This window comes from Massilia timonae CCUG 45783 (assembly GCF_000315425.1).
Classification (GTDB): Bacteria; Pseudomonadota; Gammaproteobacteria; order Burkholderiales; family Burkholderiaceae_D; genus Telluria; species Telluria timonae.
This window is the reverse complement of sequence record NZ_JH992923.1, coordinates 1056383-1075612: the sequence shown is the minus strand read 5'-3', so window position 1 is coordinate 1075612 and position 19230 is coordinate 1056383. Positions and strand designations below refer to the sequence as shown.

The 19230-nt window shown below is 64.7% G+C and carries 18 protein-coding genes; all 18 read right to left on the bottom strand.

The features are described from left to right. Positions 1-21: 21 nt before the first annotated feature. Positions 22-1356 carry an IS4 family transposase gene (locus HMPREF9710_RS14670; RefSeq protein ID WP_040775003.1) on the bottom strand — a complete coding sequence of 445 codons (1335 nt, stop codon included), beginning with the start codon at positions 1354-1356 and terminating at the stop codon, positions 22-24. Positions 1357-1788: 432 nt separating this feature from the next. Continuing rightward, entirely contained in the window at positions 1789-2985 is a 1197-nt protein-coding gene (locus HMPREF9710_RS14665; RefSeq protein WP_005667533.1) for an EAL domain-containing response regulator, read from the bottom strand. A 245-nt stretch (positions 2986-3230) separates the two neighbouring features. Further along, complete coding sequence (locus HMPREF9710_RS14660) at positions 3231-4016, bottom strand: TrmH family RNA methyltransferase (RefSeq protein ID WP_005667532.1); 786 nt, start codon at positions 4014-4016, stop codon at positions 3231-3233. Beyond that, positions 4013-4684, bottom strand: a complete 672-nt coding sequence (gene rnhB / locus HMPREF9710_RS14655) for a ribonuclease HII (RefSeq protein ID WP_005667531.1) — start codon at positions 4682-4684, stop codon at positions 4013-4015. The genes HMPREF9710_RS14660 and rnhB overlap by 4 nt, the downstream gene beginning before the upstream one ends. A 6-nt stretch (positions 4685-4690) precedes the next feature. Then, complete coding sequence (lpxB, locus tag HMPREF9710_RS14650) at positions 4691-5854, bottom strand: lipid-A-disaccharide synthase (protein ID WP_005667530.1); 1164 nt, start codon at positions 5852-5854, stop codon at positions 4691-4693. Between the two features lie 4 nt (positions 5855-5858). Beyond that, positions 5859-6647, bottom strand: a complete 789-nt coding sequence (gene lpxA / locus HMPREF9710_RS14645) for an acyl-ACP--UDP-N-acetylglucosamine O-acyltransferase (RefSeq protein ID WP_005667526.1) — start codon at positions 6645-6647, stop codon at positions 5859-5861. 14 nt (positions 6648-6661) lie between these two features. Further along, positions 6662-7159 (bottom strand): 3-hydroxyacyl-ACP dehydratase FabZ, encoded by a 498-nt coding sequence (fabZ, locus tag HMPREF9710_RS14640; protein WP_005667524.1) that lies wholly within the window; start codon positions 7157-7159, stop codon positions 6662-6664. Then, on the bottom strand, positions 7156-8205 hold the full coding sequence (gene lpxD / locus HMPREF9710_RS14635; RefSeq protein WP_005667523.1) for a UDP-3-O-(3-hydroxymyristoyl)glucosamine N-acyltransferase: 1050 nt from the start codon (positions 8203-8205) through the stop codon (positions 7156-7158). The genes fabZ and lpxD overlap by 4 nt, the downstream gene beginning before the upstream one ends. A gap of 37 nt (positions 8206-8242) precedes the next feature. Further along, positions 8243-8791: an OmpH/Skp family outer membrane protein gene (locus HMPREF9710_RS14630; protein WP_005667522.1), complete on the bottom strand. Its 549-nt coding sequence runs from the start codon at positions 8789-8791 to the stop codon at positions 8243-8245. 39 nt (positions 8792-8830) lie between these two features. Next, positions 8831-11167, bottom strand: coding sequence for an outer membrane protein assembly factor BamA (gene bamA, locus HMPREF9710_RS14625; protein WP_005667520.1), 2337 nt, complete (start codon positions 11165-11167; stop codon positions 8831-8833). A gap of 94 nt (positions 11168-11261) precedes the next feature. Next, on the bottom strand, positions 11262-12599 hold the full coding sequence (gene rseP, locus HMPREF9710_RS14620) for an RIP metalloprotease RseP (protein WP_005667519.1): 1338 nt from the start codon (positions 12597-12599) through the stop codon (positions 11262-11264). 16 nt (positions 12600-12615) lie between these two features. Further along, a complete protein-coding gene (gene ispC, locus HMPREF9710_RS14615) occupies positions 12616-13803 on the bottom strand; it encodes a 1-deoxy-D-xylulose-5-phosphate reductoisomerase (RefSeq protein ID WP_005667518.1) in 1188 nt (395 codons plus the stop codon). Between the two features lie 12 nt (positions 13804-13815). Next, a complete protein-coding gene (locus HMPREF9710_RS14610; protein ID WP_005667517.1) occupies positions 13816-14646 on the bottom strand; it encodes a phosphatidate cytidylyltransferase in 831 nt (276 codons plus the stop codon). Next, on the bottom strand, positions 14646-15395 hold the full coding sequence (gene uppS, locus HMPREF9710_RS14605; RefSeq protein ID WP_005667514.1) for a polyprenyl diphosphate synthase: 750 nt from the start codon (positions 15393-15395) through the stop codon (positions 14646-14648). Before uppS ends, HMPREF9710_RS14610 begins: the two co-directional genes overlap by 1 nt. A 139-nt stretch (positions 15396-15534) precedes the next feature. Then, positions 15535-16095 carry a ribosome recycling factor gene (gene frr / locus HMPREF9710_RS14600; protein ID WP_005667513.1) on the bottom strand — a complete coding sequence of 187 codons (561 nt, stop codon included), beginning with the start codon at positions 16093-16095 and terminating at the stop codon, positions 15535-15537. Positions 16096-16123: 28 nt separating this feature from the next. After that, positions 16124-16840 carry a UMP kinase gene (gene pyrH, locus HMPREF9710_RS14595; protein WP_005667511.1) on the bottom strand — a complete coding sequence of 239 codons (717 nt, stop codon included), beginning with the start codon at positions 16838-16840 and terminating at the stop codon, positions 16124-16126. A 336-nt stretch (positions 16841-17176) separates the two neighbouring features. Continuing rightward, a complete protein-coding gene (gene tsf / locus HMPREF9710_RS14590; RefSeq protein ID WP_005667510.1) occupies positions 17177-18085 on the bottom strand; it encodes a translation elongation factor Ts in 909 nt (302 codons plus the stop codon). A gap of 134 nt (positions 18086-18219) precedes the next feature. Beyond that, positions 18220-18969: a 30S ribosomal protein S2 gene (gene rpsB / locus HMPREF9710_RS14585; protein ID WP_005667508.1), complete on the bottom strand. Its 750-nt coding sequence runs from the start codon at positions 18967-18969 to the stop codon at positions 18220-18222. Between the last annotated feature and the right edge of the window lie 261 nt (positions 18970-19230).

Below are 19230 nucleotides of genomic sequence, written 5' to 3'. Positions count from 1 at the left end.
CACCTCGTTATACACAACTCGTCAGTCTCCAAGTTCGCGTAGTGCTTGAAGGGTGAGAGCTGAGGCGCGCACGTCGCGCAGCCCTTCCCAGAGGGTCTTGGCACCAGGTTCGCCATCACCTTTTCGGCCCAAGAAGCCGCCCGCGCGGGCGATCAAGCGTATTACTTCGTTTAACGCCGGGTTGGGCTGGGGGCGTAATTTGTTGAGCAAGTAGGCGCCGCGTATCTCATCGGGATCAAAGAACAAGTGGGCATCCAGGTTCGGGCAGGTACGGCCCATGCGTACCAGATAGGCAATGCGCCAGGCTACGACCAAGTACAGCGCCAGTGCGCGCTCGATGCGCTCGATCGTGCCCAGCTGAAGTTCCTCGACCTTGCAGCCGTTCTTGAGCACATTGAACAGCATTTCAATTTCCCAGCGGGCGCGATACCAGTCGATCAATTCGGCCACCTCGGCCGCGCTGGTGGCGACCCGGTTCGTCAGCAGGCGCCATTCGATCGGCTTGACGCCGGCCGGAGCGCCGTGTTCACGCGCCACGATGCATGTGGCGGTCACCACCTTGCCCTTGCCCGCGTTCAGTTCGACCCGGCGTGCCCACAGCTGCTGGCGCACGATGCGCGCCTTGGCGCCCGGCCGCGCGGCCAGCGCGAACTCGATTTCCCCCAGCGGCGCGCCTTCCGTGGCATGCGGCCACAGCTTCTCGCTGTTGGGCAAGCAGCGGTTGTGCGCGGCGCGCACCAGCCAGTCCACCGGGCAGTCGAGCTGCTGCGCCCGCGCCATCAAGGGCAGCATGTCCGCCTCGCGGTCGGCCACATACACCAAGCGCGTGGCGGGCAGGCGCGGTGCCAGTTCCGCCAGTCTTTCGTAGCCTTCGATCCAGCGCAGGCTTTCCTTGGGGCCGCCGCGCTGGCCGTTGGTGTCGCGCAGCGCGCGCGCCCACATCCACACGTCCAGGATCCCCAGCGGCTCGCGCGCCGTCGTCACCGCGTAGGTGGGGTGGACGTACATGCCGCGCTGCGCTTCATAGCTGAGCGGTCCGAGGCCGCGCGCCTGCTGTCCGTTAAAGTCCAGTTCGGTCGTGTCCTGCAGACACAGCACCACCGACTGCTCGGCCATTCGCTGTTCCGTTTGCTGCCAGTGCGGCTCCAGGATTGCCCGCCAGTCGACGCCGTCATTGTCGAAGAAGCGATACGCGGCCATCGTCTCACCCCAGCCGTTACAGGCCTTTGGCACGCTCGCCGTCGGTGCCCCCGCCATTGTTTCCATCAGTGTCCTCGCTCGCCGGTTCAGGCGCGCGTCGCCCAGGTCGAGTTGCTCAAACTCCGAATCGGTCCATCCCTTCGATTTGCTCGCCAATTGCGCCACGCAAAAGACGAGAGTAAACGCGATTTTGCAAAGGTTTACAAGGGCGCTGGCAAGTCATTGAAAGTAAACGGGATTTTCAGCCGGCGTGGTGAGGCTGGCGGACTTGTGTATAACGAGGTGGCTTGAGTCTGGCGACGGCACGCTTCTTGAAGTCGCTGGTGTGAATGGTGCGCTTTGCAGCTGGGGTCTTAGTGTCATCCATAGGCTCCATTGTCTCCTATTCTGGATGTCCACCAAACCCGGGCTACCTCAGAGTCGAATTGTTTGACAATATTGACGGCTGAGCTGCCAATCCGACTCCGACCCTAATTATTCGCTGAGTAATTGGCCAATAATTCGACTCCGACCCTATTTATTTGCCGGCCGAATTTGGGAAATTGCTCAAAAATTCTATTCTGACCCTAATTGTTGGGCTATTGATGGTTAGAAGAATTGGCGCCAGTCGGCGAGCCAGGCGGGGAAGGCGGTGGCTTCCATGGGGTTGGCGATGTGGTAGCCCTGGGCGTAGGTGCAGCCGAGGCTTTGGAGGAAATCCCAGTCTTGGCGGGTTTCGACACCGACCGCGACCGACATGCGATCCAGGCTGTGGGCCAGGTTCAGGCACGAACGCAGGACCGTGCCCAGAGGGCGGCGTTTCGAGGCGCCGTCGACGAAGCTGCGGTCGATTTTCAGTTCGGTGAACGGGATGCGGGCCAGGAGTTGCAGGTTCGAGCGGCCCGTGCCGTAGTCGTCGATGGCGAGGCCGAAGCCCATCATGCGCAGGCGCACCAGGCGTTCGATGAAATCGGGGTTCGTGTTCAATACCGACGATTCGGGCAGCTCGAAGGTGATGTAGTCGGGCAGGACTTTATGGCGCTCCAGCGCGGCGCCGATCTGACGCACGAAGGCCGGATGGGCCAGCGTTTCGGGGGCGATGTTCAGCGAGATCGGGACCGGGATGCCCTGCTCCTGGAACCAGCGGCAGCGCTCCACCGACAGCTCGATCATGCTCCAGTCCAGGAAGTCGATGCGGCCGCTCTCTTCCAGCGCTTCCATGAACGATGCCGGCCCCAGCACGCCATGCTCGGGATGGCGCCAGCGCGCGAAGGCTTCCAGGCCTTTCACCTGGCCGGTCGCGAGCTCGATCTTCGGCTGGAAGAAAGGCTCGAACTGGCGCTTCTGCAGGCCGATGCCGATCTGCTGGAACGTGAAGCGCGGCCGGCCCGGCTTGCGCGGTGGCCGCGCCAGCGGGGAGTAGTTGTCGAGCAGCGGCTTGAGCTTGGCGGCGCTGACCGGCCTGGCGATCACGCCCAGCAGCTCGACGCCATAGGCCTCGGCCAGGGTCTCGACCGAGAACAGCAGGTCGGCGGGCTGCGCCCCCGTCACCACCAGCCGCGCGGGGACCTGGATCTGGCCCAGGCGGCGGATCAGCTCCAGCCCATCCATGCCCGGCAGCGCGAGATCGACGATGGCGACGTTCACCGCCGGCGCCAGGCCGGCCTCCAGGGTCTGCAGCGCGAGATGCCCGTCCGGCACGTCGGTGACGCGGCTGGCGCCGAGCTGGCCCAGCAAGTCCACCAGCGCCCTGCGCTGGGCCGGGTCGGCTTGTGCCACCAAAAAATGCAAATGCGCGATGTCCATCGTTGCTCCAGTTTCCCAGCCGCCAGCCTACGCGATGCGAGGGAAACCGTCCATACCCTCGAGCCTATTCTGGTAGGTGGGGGGGGAAGCTCATGGCGACATGCGCGTAGGCGATGCATGGCTGGCGTGGGCAAGGCGCGAGGAGGCCGCATGGCGGCGCCACGGGTTTGCCACCGCGCGACGAGCAACGCGGCACACGCCCGCCAGGCGCGTCAGGAGCGACTCCCACCTGCCGGAACAGGCTCCTACATCTGCTGCTGGCGCAGCCCTTCGAAGAAACACACGGCGGCGCAGGCGGCGACGTTGAGCGACTCGACCTGGCCCGCATGCGGCACCGCGACCCGGTGCGTGGCGAGCTTCAGCAATTCGTCCGACACGCCCTGCCCTTCGTGACCCAGCACCCAGGCCACCGGCTGGGTCAGGTCCATCGCGTACAGGCGCTCGGCCGCATAACCGCTGGTGGCCAGCACCGGCACCTTCGCGCCTTGCACCAGCGGCGCCAGCTCGATCTGTTCGAAAATCTCCAGCACGAAGTGCGCGCCCATTGCGGCGCGCAGCACCTTCGGCGACCAGCAGAAAGCGGTGCCGGGACTGCAGTAGACCTGCTTGATGCCGGCCGCCGCCGCACTGCGCAGGATCGAGCCGACATTGCCCGGATCCTGCACGCCGTCCAGCAGCACGCTCGGCCCCACCAGGGCCGGCGCCGCGGACGGCTGCGCCGAATCGATCACGAACAGCAGGTGCACGCCGTGTTCGACCTGGCTGACCGCGTTGAACAGCGCGTCGGGCAGCGCTGTCACCGGCGCATGCAACGCCTCGCAGCGCGCGACGATGGCCTGCACTTCGTGGTTGCCGAGCGCGCCTTCCGACACCACGCAGTGGCGCGGGGCGCCGCGCAGGTCGAGCCAGCTCTGGCACAGGTGCACGCCGTCGAGCAGGCTTTGCCCCGCCTTGCGCCGCGCCTGCGAGCTGGTGGCCAGGCTTTTCAGGTCTTTGTAGAACGCGTTGTCGCGCGAGGTGATGGTCTTCATGCCGTTTCAATCATCTGGCCACTGAGTTCAGCAAACAGGTCGACCTGCAACAGGTTGCGCACCGGCGCGAACGAACGGCGGTGCGCCGGCGACGGACCGTGCAGGCGCAGGCGCTCCAGGTGCAGCGGCGTGCCGTAACCCTTGTGCTGGTCGAAGCCGTATTGCGGGTAAAGGTCGTGCAGGCGCACCAGCGCCGCGTCGCGCGCCGTCTTGGCCAGGATCGAGGCGGCCGAGATGGCGTTGACCTTGTCGTCGCCCTCCACGATCGCATGCGCGCGCACGTCCATCTGCGGGCAGCGGTTGCCATCGATCAGGGCCAGGGTGGGCGCCGTCTGCAGCGCTTCCACCGCGCGCCGCATCGCCAGCATGGTCGCCTGCAGGATGTTGATGCTGTCGATCTCTTCGCACGAGCATTCGGCGATGGCCCAGGCCAGCGCATGCTCGCGGATCAGGGGCGCGAGCTCGTCGCGCCGCGCCTCGCTCAGCTTTTTTGAATCGCGCAGGCCCTCGATCGGCCGCAGCGGATCGAGGATCACGGCGGCGGCGAACACCGGCCCGGCCAGCGGACCACGTCCGGCCTCGTCGACGCCACACACGATATCGAGCTCGGTGAACGGCCGGAGCCTGGGCGGCAGCCCGGGATACAGATTGACTTTCTTCTTTCTCATTTCGATTCAGGCGGCCTTGTGGCCTCGTCCAATGACGCCGAGCACCGCTTCGGCGCTCGCGCGCGCGCTGTCGCGCAGCAGGCTGTGGTGCATCTCCAGGAAGCGGCCGGCCAGCCGTTCGCGTCCGGCCGCATTCTGCAGCTGGGCCCACACGGCGTCGGCCATCGCTTCGGGCGTGGCCGCATGCTGGATCAGTTCCGGCACCAGGAACTCGCGCGCCAGGATGTTCGGCAGGCCGATCCAGGGCTGGTAGCCCATGTGGCGCATGATCGCGTACGACGCCGCCATCACTTTATACGCGATCACCATCGGCTTCTTGAACAGCGCCACCTCCAGGGTCGCGGTGCCGGAAGCGACCAGCACCGCGTCGGCGGCGGCGATCGCCGTGTGCGAGCCGGCGGCGGTCACCTGCAGCTCGACGTCCTGCAAGCCCGCCTTGACCACGAGCTCGTCGAAGTAGGCGCGCTGGCGTTCGCCGACCATCGGCACCACGAAGGTCAAGCCGGGGTCGCGCGCGCCCAGGAGCTTGACGGCGCGAATGAAGGGTTCGGCCAGGTATTTCAGCTCGCCCATGCGGCTGCCCGGCATCACCGTCACCACGCGCGCATCCGGATTCAGGCCGAGCGCGCGCCGCGCCGCCGCGACGTCGGGAACGAGCGGGATGGTCTCGGCCAGCGGATGCCCGATATACGTCACCGGCACGCCGGCATCGCGGTAGATCGCTTCCTCGAACGGGAAGATCACCAGCATGTGCGAGACCGCGCGCTGGATCTTCTTGATCCGCCCGCCGCGCCAGGCCCAGATCTGCGGCCCGATGAAGTGGACGGTGGGGATGCCGGCCGCGCGTAGCTGCTCTTCGAGTCCGAGGTTAAAGCCGGGATAGTCGGCGCCGATGAAGGCGGCCGGTCTTTCACGCAGGAGACGGTCGCGCAAGCCGTTCTGGATGCGTTTCAGTTCGGGATAGCGGGGAATGACTTCGAACAGGCCGCGAACCGTGAGCGTGTCCATCTGGACGTCGCTCACGAAGCCCTGCTCGATCATGCGTGGCCCGCCGATGCCGTGGAAGCGCGCATCGGGCAACAGCGGGCGCAGCCCGGCCAGCAGGCGCGCGGCGAGCATGTCGCCGGACGCCTCGCCGGCCACCAACGCCAGCGAAACGTCGTTCTTCATGCTTTTAGCGGACGATGCCACGGGTGGCGGTGCCGAGGAATTCGCGCAGCAGGCGAATGTCCGCGCTGGCCGCCGGCAGGCGCTCTTCCTCGGCCTGGAGCGCGGCTTTCGCCTCTTCCAGGGTCAGGTTCGAGCGGTACAGCAGCTTGTAGGCGCTGCGGATGCCGTCGAGCTGCTCGCGCGTAAAGCCGCGGCGCTTGAGGCCCTCGAGGTTCACGCCGCGCGCGCCGGCCGGATTGCCGGACACGAGCACGTAGGGCGGCACGTCCTGGGTCAGGCTCGTGTACATGCCGATGAAGGCATGCGCGCCGATCTTGCAGAACTGGTGCACGCCCGCGTAGCCCGACAGGATGGCCCAGTCGCCCACCTGCACGTGGCCCGCGAGCTGCGCGTTGTTAGAGAAGATCGTGTTGCTGCCCACCTGGCAGTCGTGCGCCACGTGGACGTAAGCCGAGATCCAGTTGTCGCTGCCGACGCGCGTGACGCCTTCGTCCTGGACCGTGCCCAGATTGAAGGTGACGAACTCGCGCACCGTGTTGCGGTCGCCCACTTCGAGGCGGGTCGGCTCGCCGTTCCACTTCTTGTCCTGCGGCGCGCCGCCGATCGAGCAGAACTGGAAGAACTTGTTGTCCCGGCCGATCGTGGTATGGCCCTCGATGACCACGTGCGGGCCGACCACGGTGCCGGCGTCGATGCGCACATTCGGCCCGATGATCGAATACGGGCCGACCTCGACCGAGCTGTCCAGCTCCGCCTTCGGATCGACGATCGCGGTCGAATGGATTTTGCTCATCTGGTGCTCCTGTCTTACTGCGCCGCGCCTTCCGGGCCCTTCATGGTGGCTTCGGCGGCGCCGCGGATGGTGCACATCAGCTCGCCCTCGACCGCCACCTTGCCGTCGACCGTCGCCACCGCCTTGTACTTCCAGATGCCGCGCGCGACGCGCAGGATCTCGATTTCCATGCGCAGCTGGTCGCCCGGCTCGACCGGACGCTTGAAGCGGGCGTTGTCGATGCCGACGAAATACACCACCGAGTTTTCGTCCGGCTTGACGTTCATGGTCATGAACGACAGGATGGCCGCGGTCTGCGCCATCGCTTCGATCATCAGGACGCCCGGCATCACTGGCTTGTGCGGGAAGTGGCCGTTGAAGAACTCTTCGTTGACGGTGACGTTCTTGATCGCGACGATGCGCTTGCCCAGTTCGACGTCCAGCACGCGGTCGACCAGCAGCAGCGGATAGCGGTGCGGCAGGTATTCCTTGATCTGGGTGATGTCGAGGGTCTTGAGTTCTGGAGTGGTCATTTTTCTTCTGTCAGGTTTCTGATGGTTTTCTCGAGGTTCCGGATCTTGGCGCGCATCGAATCGAGATTGCGCACGATCGCCGCGCTGCGTTCCCATTCGGCGTTCTTGGCCAAGGGGTAGAAGCCGGTGTACTGGCCCGGTTCGAGGACCGAGCGCGACACCATGCTGCCCGAGGAAATATGGACGTTGTCGGCGATTTCCAGGTGGCCCAGCACCATGGCGGCGCCGCCGAAGGTGCAGCGGCTGCCGATCTTGGCGCTGCCGGCCACGCCGACGCAGCCGGCCATCGCGGTGTGCGCGCCGATGCGGCAGTTGTGGCCGATCTGGATCTGGTTGTCGAGCTTGACGCCGTCTTCGATCACGGTGTCGTCCAGCGCGCCGCGGTCGATCGTGGTGTTGGCGCCGATGTCGACGTCGTCGCCGATCAGCACGCGGCCGGTCTGCGGGATCTTGATGTAGGCGCCGGCTTCGACGGCGAAGCCGAAGCCGTCGGTGCCGATCACCGCGCCCGAATGCAGGATGCCGCGCTTGCCAATGCGGCAGCGCGCATGGAAGGTCACGTTCGCGAACAGGTGCGTATGCTCGCCGATCGTGGCCTCGCGCCCGATGAAACAGCCGGCGTCGATCACGGCGTGGGCGCCAATGATGGCGCCCGCCTCGATCGTCACGTGCGGCCCGACGTGGGCGGTCGGATCGACCGTGGCGCCGGGGTCGACCACGGCGCTCGGATGGATGCCGGGCGCCGGCGCCTGCTCGGTGAGCGACACGAAATACTGCGCCGCGCGGGCGAAGTAGGCGTAAGGGTTGGTGGTGACGATGCGCGCGCCTTCATAGGTCGCGGCCACCGTCGGATCGTCCAGCGGCGACAGGATCAAGGCCGCCGCCTGGCTTTGCGCGGCCAGCGCGCGCAGCTTGCTGTTGCTGAGGAAGCTGATGTGCGAAGCGCCGGCGCTGTCCAGGGGGGCGATCGCCTGGACCTCGAGGTCCGCGTCGCCCACCAGCTGTCCGCCGAAGCGCTCGACCAAATCGCCCAGTCGAATGCCCATCTCGGTCTTTCCAGTGTGAGTCAAAATCGTTGCTGCTTTACTTGTCGAGCAGCTTGAGAATCTTGTCGGTGATGTCCACGCGCGGGCTGACCCACGCCGCCTCGACCAGCACGGCGTCGAGCTTTTCCTGTTCCGCGACCTGCTCGACCAGCTTGTAGGCCTTTTGCGCGATCGCGGCGCGCTCTTCGTTCTTGCGTTGTTGCAGGTCTTCCTGGAACTCGCGCTGCATGCGCTCGACGTCCTTCTGCATGTTGTACAGCTCGCGCGCGCGGCGCGTGCGGTCCAGCTCATTCAGGCCCGCCGCTTCGGCGTCGAACTTCTCGGACGTCTGCTTGTACTTGCCGACCATCTCCTCGACCGCCTTCTGGCGCTTCGAGAACTCGGCGGCCAGCTTGGCGTCGGCCGCCTTGGCCATCTTGGAGTCGGTCATCAGGCGCTCGGTGTAGACGAAGCCGATGCGGCTGTTCGCCTGCGCCTGCGCCAGCGGCGCGGCGCACAGCGCGGCCAGCACCAGCGAGGCGCCAAGCGCGGGTCGAACCGTGGACCTGCGTCCACCAGGCAGCGAGTCAATCAGATTTTTCAACATAAGTCTCTCGCAATCGTTCTTCGGGTCGCCGTGGGCCGCTTAGAAGCCGGTGCCCATCTGGAACTGGAAGCGCTCCAGGCGGTCGCCCGGCAGCGAATTCAGCGGCTTAGCATAACTCAACTTGAGCGGACCGACCGGCGAAATCCAGGACAGGCCGATACCGGCCGAGTAGCGGAACTCGTCGTAGCGGATCTTCGCGTCTTCCTGGAACACCTGGCCGCCGTCGACAAAGGTGAACCAGCGCAGGCTGCGGTCGGTGCCGCTGCCCGGGAACGGGAACTGCAGCTCGGCATTGCCGATGATGCGCTTGGAGCCGCCGATCGCGTCGTAGTAGCGCGGATCGACCACGCCCAGCGACGAGCTCTCGTAGCCGCGCACCGAACCGATGCCGCCCGCATAGAAGTTCTTGAACACCGGGTAGGCGCTGCCGCCGATGCCCTTGCCGTAATCGAACTCGCCGCGCAGGGCCAGGGTCATCCAGCGGGTCAGCGGCTTCCACCACTGGTGCTCGTAGACCATCCGGTAGTACTTGGCGTCGCCGATGGCGTCGATCTCGAAGTTGGCGCGCTGGAAGCGGCCGCGGGTCGGGGTCACCGCGCTGTCGCGGGTGTCGCGGCCCCAGGCCGCGGTCAGCGGGATCGCGTTGGTGGTGGCCTTGCCGATGCCGCTCTCCGGGCCGCCGTTCTGGCGCACGAAGGTCTGGTAGATCGTCGGCGAGGTCAGGTCGGTTTCCAGCTCGGTGCGTTCCAGGCCGGCGCCGAAGTAGACGGTGTCGGATTCGGAGAACGGCACGCCGAAGGTCAGGTTGCCGCCCATCTGGCGCACGGTATACGAACCGATGTTCAGCGCCGGCGGACGCGAGGTGCGCAGGTACAGCGAGAACGCGCGCGAGATGCCGTCGTCCGTGAAGTACGGATTGGTCTGCGAGAACGCGATCGTGCGGTTGTACTTGCTGGTGTTCAGTTCGATGCCGACCGTGTTGCCGCTGCCGGCGAAGTTGGCCTGCGAGATCGACGCGGTGAAGGTGAACTTCTCGGACTGCGAGAAGGCGCCGCCGATCATGAAGTTACCGGTCGGTTTTTCTTCGACCGCGATGTTCACGTCCACCTGGTCCGAGGTGCCCGGCGACTCCGGGGTCTCGACCTTCACGTCCTTGAAGTAGCCGAGGCGGTCGACGCGGTCGCGCGACAGCTTTACGCGATTGGCGTCGTACCACGAGCTTTCGAACTGGCGGAATTCGCGGCGGATCACTTCGTCGCGGGTGACGGTGTTGCCCGAGATGTTCATGTGGCGCACGTAGGCGCGCTTGCCCGGATCGACGAAGAAGGTGAACGCGACTTCGCGCTTCTCGCGGTTCAGTTCCGGGTTCGCCGTCACGTTGGCGAAGGCGTAGCCGAAGGTGCCGAGGCGATCGGCGATCAGCTTGTTGGTCGCTTCCTGCAGGTCGCCGACATAGGTCTTGCCCGGCTGGAGCACGATCAGCTCCTTGAGCTCCTCTTCGCGGCCGAACATCTCGCCCTCGAGCTTGACGCTCGAGACGGTGTACTGCTCGCCCTCGGTGATGTTGAGGGTCAGGTAGATGTCGCGTTTATCGGGGGTGATCGAGACCTGGGTCGATTCGACGTTGGCTTCCAGGTAGCCGTGGTTCAGGTACCAGGACTTGATGGTTTCCAGGTCCCCTGTCAGCTTTTGCTTGGAATACTGGTCGGCCTTCGAGTACCAGGTGAACCAGCCCGAAGGGCGCAGTTCGAGCAGCTGGCGCAGCTGCTTGTCGCTGAAGGCCTTGTTGCCGATGATGTTGATGCCCTTGATCTTGGCGACCTCGCCCTCGTCGACGTTGAACATGATCGTCACGCGGTTGCGTTCGATCGGCGTCACGGTGGTGGTGATCTTCACGCCGTACAGGCCGTGCGACAGATATTGACGCTTGAGCTCCTGCTCTGCGCGGTCGACCGAGGCCTTGTCGAAGATGCGGGTCTGGGCCACGCCGATCTCGGACAGCGCCTTGACCAGCATGTCTTTTTCGAATTCCTTGGTGCCGGTGAAATCGACCGACGAAATCGCCGGGCGTTCCTCGACCAGCACCACCAGCACGCCGTTTTCTTCCTCGAGGCGGATGTCCTTGAAGAAGCCGGTGGCGTACAACGCCTTGATCGCGCTCGAGGCCTTGGCGTCGTCGAAGGTCTCGCCCACGCGCACCGGCAGATAGCTGAACACGGTGCCTGCTTCCGTCCGCTGGATGCCTTCGACCCGGATATCCTTGACGACGAACGGGTTGACGGCCAGCGCAGGTCCGGCGCACATGGCCAGCACGGCCGCGCCGATCAAGCTGCGACGAATGAACGGCAGGGCAAAACGATCTGGTTGTGATTTCATTGGCTGGATCAAAGGGTCAGTCATTTGGACAACGATTGCATATTATTCTGTGCCGGGCATTTCCGCGCCAGGTTCCGGGAGCGGATGCGGGCCGCTAGAGCAGCCGCACCAGGTCATTGAAGACGGCGAGCGCCATCAGCATGAACAGCAGGCCGACCCCGGCGCGCTGCGCGAACTCGCCGACGCGCGCAGGAAGGGGACGCCCGGTCAAAACTTCCAGCGAATAATACAGTAAATGGCCACCATCCAGAACTGGAATTGGTAACAAATTCATTACTCCTAAGCTGATACTAATAAAGGCGATGAACTGTAAATAGCTTACGAGACCTATTCTTGCAGTCTGTCCGGCATAGTCGGCGATGGTAATGGGACCGGTCACATTCTTCCACGACGCTTCCCCGGTAATCATCTTCCAGATCATCTTGAGGGTCATCACGCTGGTTTCCCAGGTGCGCTCGGCCCCGCGCGCGATCGCCTCGAACGGGCCGGACGTGACGGTCACCATGTCCGGCGCCTGGGCCACCATGGCCTTGATCACGCCGCGGCCGTTCGGGTCCGCCTCCGGCACCAGCGACAGGGCCAGCGGGCGGCCGCCGCGTTCGACCTCGAGCGCCAACGGCTTAGCCGGAGACGCCCGCACCGCCTCGATGAAGGCGATGCCGTCGTCGACCTTCCGGCCGTCCACGCGCAGCACCAGGTCGCCGGCCTGCAGGCCGGCGCGCTGCCCTGCCCCGTCCGGCAGCACCTTGTCGATGCGCGGTTGCGGGCGCCACAAATCCAGGCCCAGTTCGGCCATCACGTCGGTTTCGACGTCGAGGCGGCCGACCACCGCCGCCGGCAGCGTCGCGCCGTAGGTGCCGCCGTGGACGCCGCGCAGTTCCAGGCGCGCATCCGATTTATCCACCGCCGCATGCACGATCTGCCAGCGCAGCTCTGCCCAGGAGGCCACGGCATTGCCGTTCACCGCGACCACCGTGTCGCCGCCGCGCACGCCGGCCCTGGCGGCCTCGGACGCCGCCGGCGCCTCGCGCAGGCGCGCCGCCGGCTCGTCCACGCCATGCATATACAGCGCGGCCATCAGGCCGATCGCCAGCAGGAAGTTGGCCAGCGGGCCGGCGGCCACGATCGCGATGCGCTTCCAGACGTTCTGGCGCGTGAACTCGCGCGCCAGGTCGGCATCGTCCGTCGGCGCGGTCTCGGGGTCGCGCGCATCGAGCATCTTGACGTAGCCGCCCAGCGGCAGGGCCGACAACGCCCATTCGGTCTGGTCCTTGCCGAAGCGGCGCGACCAGACCACGCGGCCCATCCCGACCGAGAAGCGCAGCACCTTGACGCCGCAGGCGCGCGCGACCAGGTAGTGGCCCAGTTCGTGGATCACGATCAGGGGACCGAGCGCCAGCACGAAGGCCAGCACGGTGTAAAGCATGGTCATGGCGGGGTCCAGGGGGTCAGCGCTGCAAGCCTGAAGCGATGGTCGATACGGCGTCGTTGGCGGCCGCGCGCGCGCGCGCGTCCTGGTCCAGCACCGCCTCGATCGACGGGGCCGGGCCATGCGGCACGACGTCGAGCGCGTGACGAATCACGCGGTCGATGTCGCGGAAACCGATGCGGCGCTCGAGGAAGGCCTGCACCGCCACCTCGTTGGCCGCGTTGAGCAGGGCCGGGGCGGTGCCGCCCGCGCGCAGCGCGTCAAAAGCGAGCGCCAGGCAGGGGAAGCGCTCGAAGTCGGGCGCGAAGAACTGCAGCGCGGCCATTTGCGTCAGGTCGAGCTGGGCCACGCCCGAATCGATCCGGTCCGGATAGGCCAGCGCATTGGCGATAGGGGTGCGCATGTCGGGGTTGCCCAACTGGGCCAGCACCGAGCCGTCGACGTAGGACACCATCGAATGGATCACGCTTTGCGGATGGATCACGACGTCGATCTGGTCGGCCGGCGCGCCGAACAGCCAGTGGGCCTCGATCACTTCGAGGCCCTTGTTCATCATGGTGGCGGAATCGACCGAGATCTTGCGGCCCATGACCCAGTTCGGATGCTTGCAGGCTTCGTCGGGGGTCACGCTGCCGAGGGTCTCGACGGCGCGGTTCAGGAACGGGCCGCCGGACGCGGTCAAGAGGATCTTGGCCACCCCGCAGGCGCCGGGCACGCGCCCATACGAGGACGGCAGCGCCTGGAAGATCGCATTGTGTTCGCTGTCGACCGGCAGCAGGGTCGCCTTGTGCTCGCGCACGGCGTCCATGAACAGCTGGCCCGACATCACCAGCGCTTCCTTGTTGGCCAGCAGGATCTTCTTGCCGGCGCGCGCCGCGGCGAGCGTCGGCGCGAGGCCGGCGGCGCCGACGATGGCGGCCATCACGATGTCGGTGTCGGCGCTGGAGGCGATGTCGCACAGCGCGGCTTCGCCATATTCGACGCTGGTGGGCAGGTCGGCGATCAGGGCCGCCAGGCGGGCGGCAGCCTCGGGGCTGCCGACCACGGCGCGCTGCGGGCGGAATTGGCGGCAGGCGGCGGCCAGTTCTTCCACGCGCGCATGCGCGCTGAGGGCGTAGACGCGGTAGCGGTCGGGATGACGCGCCACCACGTCGAGGGTCGAGGCGCCGATCGAACCGGTGGCGCCCAGGATGGTAATGCCTTGCATGGAGACTTCCTTCTAGAGCCGGGTGGCGATCAGGGCCGCCAGCGGCAGGACCGGCACGAGTGCGTCGATCCGGTCCAGCACGCCGCCGTGGCCAGGCAGCAGATTGCTGCTGTCCTTCATGCCGGCACGGCGCTTGAGCTGGGATTCGAACAGGTCGCCGACCACGCTGGCGACGACGATGAGGGCGATGACGGCCAGCATGCCGGCCCAGCCGAAGCTGGCCTGCACGCGCACCGCGAAGGTATTCGATAGCGCTTCGCCGCCGAACAGGACGGTAAGCGAGGCGAGCAGCAGGGTCACGACGCCGCCGCCGATGGCGCCTTCCCACGACTTGCCGGGCGAGATCGACGGCGCGAGTTTGTTCTTGCCGAAGGTCTTGCCGCACACATAGGCGAAGATGTCGGCCGACCACACGATGACCAGCACCGACAGCAGGAACAGGGCCGAATACTGGAACAGCATGACGATGGCGGCGAAGCACGCCACCAGAGAAATCGCATACAGCAGGCTGAGCAAGGTATTCGGCGTGCTGGCCAGCGGCGGCAGGCCGAGCTTGAGCGTGGGCGCGAAACGCAGTGCCCACAGCAGCGCGCCGATGGCGAACCAGAAGGTCGGATCGCCCTGCTCGCGCATGAAGAAGGCGTAGGCGAAGGCCAGGGTCCAGGCCGCTGCGATCGCGACCGCGCTCTTCGCGCCCGGATTGAACAGGCGGAAACACTCCCAGATCGCCGCCCCGAAGAAGATCGAGGCGACCACCGCGAACGCCGTGGGGTTGTTGGAATACAGAACCGGCAGCAGGACTGCCAGCAGGACGAGCGCGGTGATGATCCGGGTCTTGAGCATCAGTTGGTCTTCTTCGCTACTTGGGCGCTGGTCTGGCCGAAGCGCCGTTCGCGCTTCTGGAACGAGGCGATCGCCTCATCCAGCGCCTCGGGCGTGAAATCGGGCCAGAAGGTGCTTGTGAAATGCAGTTCGGAATACGCCAGCTGCCACAGCAGGAAATTCGAGATGCGCTCCTCGCCGCCGGTCCGGATGAACAGGTCGGGTTCGGGCGCATATGCCATCGCCAGGTGGGGAGCCAGCATTTCCTCCGTAAAATCGGTGACGCCGGGGTTGGCCTGCACCATCTTCCCCGTTGCCTGCATGATATCCCAGCGGCCGCCATAGTTGGCGCACACGGTGACGGTGAGGCGGGTATTGCCGGCGGTGCGGCGCTCGGCATTGGCGATCATCTCTTGCAGCTTCGAATCGAAGCGGCTCAGGTCACCCACGACTTTCAGGCGAATATTATTGGCGTGCATCTTCGAGACTTCGCGCTCGAGCGCCGTCACGAACAGGCGCATCAGCAGCGAGACCTCGTCGGCCGGACGGCGCCAGTTCTCGGACGAGAAGGCGAACAGGGTCAGGTACTCGACCCCGCGCAGCACGCAGGCTTCGACGATGCCGCGCACGGCTTCCACGCCCTTGACGTGGCCGGCGACCCGCGGCAGCAGGCGTTTAGTGGCCCAGCGGCCATTGCCATCCATGATGATGGCGATGTGGCGCGGCACGGCGAGCGTGTCGGGAACGGCGGTGGTCGAACTTTTGAACATCTTGTATCCAGCAGGGCTGCGCCCGGGATGTATCCGCGGTGCGCAAATGGCCAATTTAGAATTGGACAATCATAAGGTAGGCGGACCGGCCGCGGCAAGCTGCCGGGGCCGGTCCGCAAGAAAGCCGTTGAGCTGGACCTTATACCGTCAGGATTTCCTTCTCTTTCTCGGCCAGCAGCTTGTCGATGTCGGCCACGGCCTTGTCGGTCAGCTTCTGGATCTCGTCCGAGGCGCGGCGCTCGTCGTCTTCCGACGCGGTCTTGTCCTTGACCATTTTCTTCAGCGCTTCGTTAGCGTCGCGACGGATATTGCGCACGGCAATTTTCGCGTCTTCGCCTTCCGATTTGGTCAGCTTGACCATTTCCTTGCGGCGCTCTTCGGTCAGCGGCGGGGTCGGCACGCGGATCATGTCGCCCTGGGCCGACGGGTTCAGGCCCAGGTCGGCGTCGCGGATGGCTTTTTCGATGGTCGCGGCCATTTTCTTTTCGAACGGCTGGACACCGATGGTGCGGGCGTCGACCAGGGTCAGGTTGGCGACCATCGGCAGCGCGGTCGGGGTGCCGTAGTACTCGACCATCACGTGGTCGAGGATGCCGGTGTGGGCGCGGCCGGTGCGGACCTTCGCCAGGTCGGCCTTCAGGGTCTCGATGGACTTGGCCATGCGCTCTTGCGCGTTCTTTTTGACGTCAGCCAGGGACATGCTGCTCTCCTTGTTGTTCAGTAATATTTTAAACGTGTACCAGTGTACCCTCGTCTTCGCCCATGATCACGCGGGTGAGCGCGCCGGGTTTGACGATGGAGAACACCTTGATCGGCAGTTTCTGGTCGCGGCACAGCGCGAAGGCGGTGGCGTCCATCACCTGCAGGTGCTTGGCGATGGCTTCGTCGAACGAGATGTTCTCGTAGCGGGTCGCGTGCGGGTCCTTCTTGGGGTCGGCGCTGTAGACGCCGTCGACCTTGGTGGCCTTCAGGACGATCTCGGCCGAGATCTCGGCGCCGCGCAGGGCGGCCGCGGTGTCGGTGGTGAAGAACGGGTTGCCGGTGCCGGCGGCGAACACGACGACCTTGCCTTCTTCCAGGTATTGCAGGGCTTTCGGGCGCACATAAGGCTCGACCACCTGCTCGATGCCGATCGCCGACATGACGCGGGCGGTGATGCCGACGTGGCGCATGGCGTCGGCCAGGGCCAGCGCGTTCATGACGGTGGCCAGCATGCCCATGTAGTCGGCGGTGGCGCGATCCATGCCCTGGGCGCCCGGGGCGACGCCGCGGAAGATGTTGCCGCCGCCGATCACGACCGCCACCTGCACGCCCAGTTTCGCCACTTCCGCCACGTCGGCAACCATGCGCTCGATGGTGGCGCGGTTGATGCCGAACGGGTCGTCGCCCATCAGCGCTTCGCCAGACAGTTTCAGGAGGACTCGTTGGTAGGCTGGTTTTGACATGATGAAGCGGCTCCTAATGTGATGTTTCGATGTTGCGAATTCGGGTCCGATCGACACCCCTAGGGTGCGATCTCATCTGCCTTGGAGGCGATGGCATTGTAAGGCGGGCGCTGCGCGCGGGGCGCTACGGTGTGCGCTGGACCTGGATTCCCGCCTGCGCGGGAACGACGTGCGAAGGGTGCGGACTGCGGAGCCTTCTTCGGCCCGCACCCCGTGAACGTCGCTCCCGCGCAGGCGGGAACCCCAGTTCGTCGTGCAGCCAGGAAATACACCATGGCCGCCGCACACAAACGATCCCACCTTAAAAAAACGGACCTTGCGGCCCGTTCTTTTTGATTACTGCTTGTTTGCAGCCATCTGGGCTGCAACTTCGGCTGCGAAGTCGTCGACCTTCTTCTCGATGCCCTCGCCCACCACGTACATGGTGAATGCCTTGACGGTGGTGTTCGATGCCTTCAGGTATTGCTCGATCGACTGCTTGTCGTTCTTCACAAATGCCTGGTTCAGCAGCGACACTTCTTTCAGGTACTTCTGCACCGAACCGTCGATACGCTTGGCGACGATCTCTTCCGATTGTGGCTGCTTGCCTTCGGCGACGGCTTTTTCAGCGTCTTCCTTGGCCTTCAGTTCGGCGACCGAGCGCTCTTTTTCGATCATTTCGGCTGGCACTTGCTCCGACGACAGAGCGACCGGCTTCATTGCAGCGATGTGCATGGCCAGGTCCTTGCCGACTTGCTCGTCCGCGCCTTCGAAGTCGACGATGACGCCGATGCGGGTGCCGTGCAGGTACGAAGCCAGCTTGCCGGTGGTTTCGAAACGCTGGAAGCGACGCACGGTCATGTTCTCGCCGATCTTGCCGATCAGGGCGGTACGCACGTCGTCGAAGGTCTTGCCGTCGTGCGGCAGTGCTGCCAGGGCAGCGACGTCAGCCGGGTTGTTCTCGGCGACCAGCTTGGCGGCCAGGTTGACCATGGCCAGGAATTCTTCGTTCTTGGCGACGAAGTCGGTTTCGCTGTTGACTTCGACGATCGCGCCGACGTTGCCGGAGATGTAGGTTGCCACCACGCCTTCGGCGGTGATGCGCGCCGATGCCTTCGATGCCTTGCCGCCCAGCTTGACGCGCAGGATCTCTTCAGCACGACCCATGTCGCCGTCGGCTTCGGTCAGTGCTTTTTTGCATTCCATCATTGGCGCGTCGGTCTTCGCGCGCAGTTCGCCTACCATCGCTGCAGTAATCGCTGCCATGTTGATTTCTCCTAAATGTTTTATCCGGTTGCAGGTCGTTATGACAACGCCCCGCAGGTATTCAGCTTAAAAAAAGGGGGGCTCGTGTGTGCGGCGCCCCCTTCGATGTGTCAGCGAGCGAAGCTCGCCGTCACTTATGCTTGCTCGGAAACTTCGACGAAGTCGTCGCCGCCAGCCTTGACCATTTCAACGACTTCGTTGGTGGCGTTGGCGCGGCCTTCCAGGATCGCATCGGCGACGCCGCGTGCGTACAGGGTGATCGCTTTCGACGAGTCGTCGTTGCCTGGGATGACGTGGGTCACGCCTTCTGGCGAGTGGTTGGTATCGACGATGCCGATGACCGGGATGCCCAGCTTGCCGGCTTCGGTGATGGTGCCCTTGTGGTAGCCGACGTCGACGACGAAGATCGCGTCAGGCACGCCGCCCAGGTCCTTGATGCCGCCGATCGACTTTTGCAGCTTTTCCATTTCGCGCGAGAACAGCAGCGCTTCTTTCTTCGACATCTTCTCGACCGAACCGTCTTCGACTTGCGCTTCCATGTCTTTCAGACGCTTGATCGAGGTCTTGATGGTCTTGAAGTTGGTCAGCATGCCGCCCAACCAGCGCTGGTCGACGTAAGGCACGCCAGCGCGCTGTGCTTCAGCGGCGATGATGTCGCGCGCCTGGCGCTTGGTGCCGACCATCAGGATGGTGCCGCGGTTGGCCGAGATCTGCTTGATGGTCTTCATCGCATCCTGGTACATCGCCATGGTCTTTTCCAGGTTGATGATGTGGATCTTGTTGCGATGACCGAAGATGAACGGCGCCATCTTTGGGTTCCAGAAACGGGTCTGGTGGCCGAAGTGGATACCGGCTTCCAGCATTTCACGCATAGTAACGGACATGTAATTCTCCAGGGTTGGGTCTTGAATGTGGCCAGTCACCAGTCAGGCACCCTTTTAGGGCCACATTCGCGATTTCAATAAAATAAAAGATGCTTTTTACAACATTGCTCGATGCGAATCCGAGCAACCCGAGATTCTAGCGGGATTTGCCGTTTTGTTCAAGCGTGACGTGGGAGTGGCGATGGGGTCCGCCCTGAGGAAGGAATGTTTCCTCTATAATGAACCCTTATTGCCCAGACTTATGGCATCGACTACTGCAGG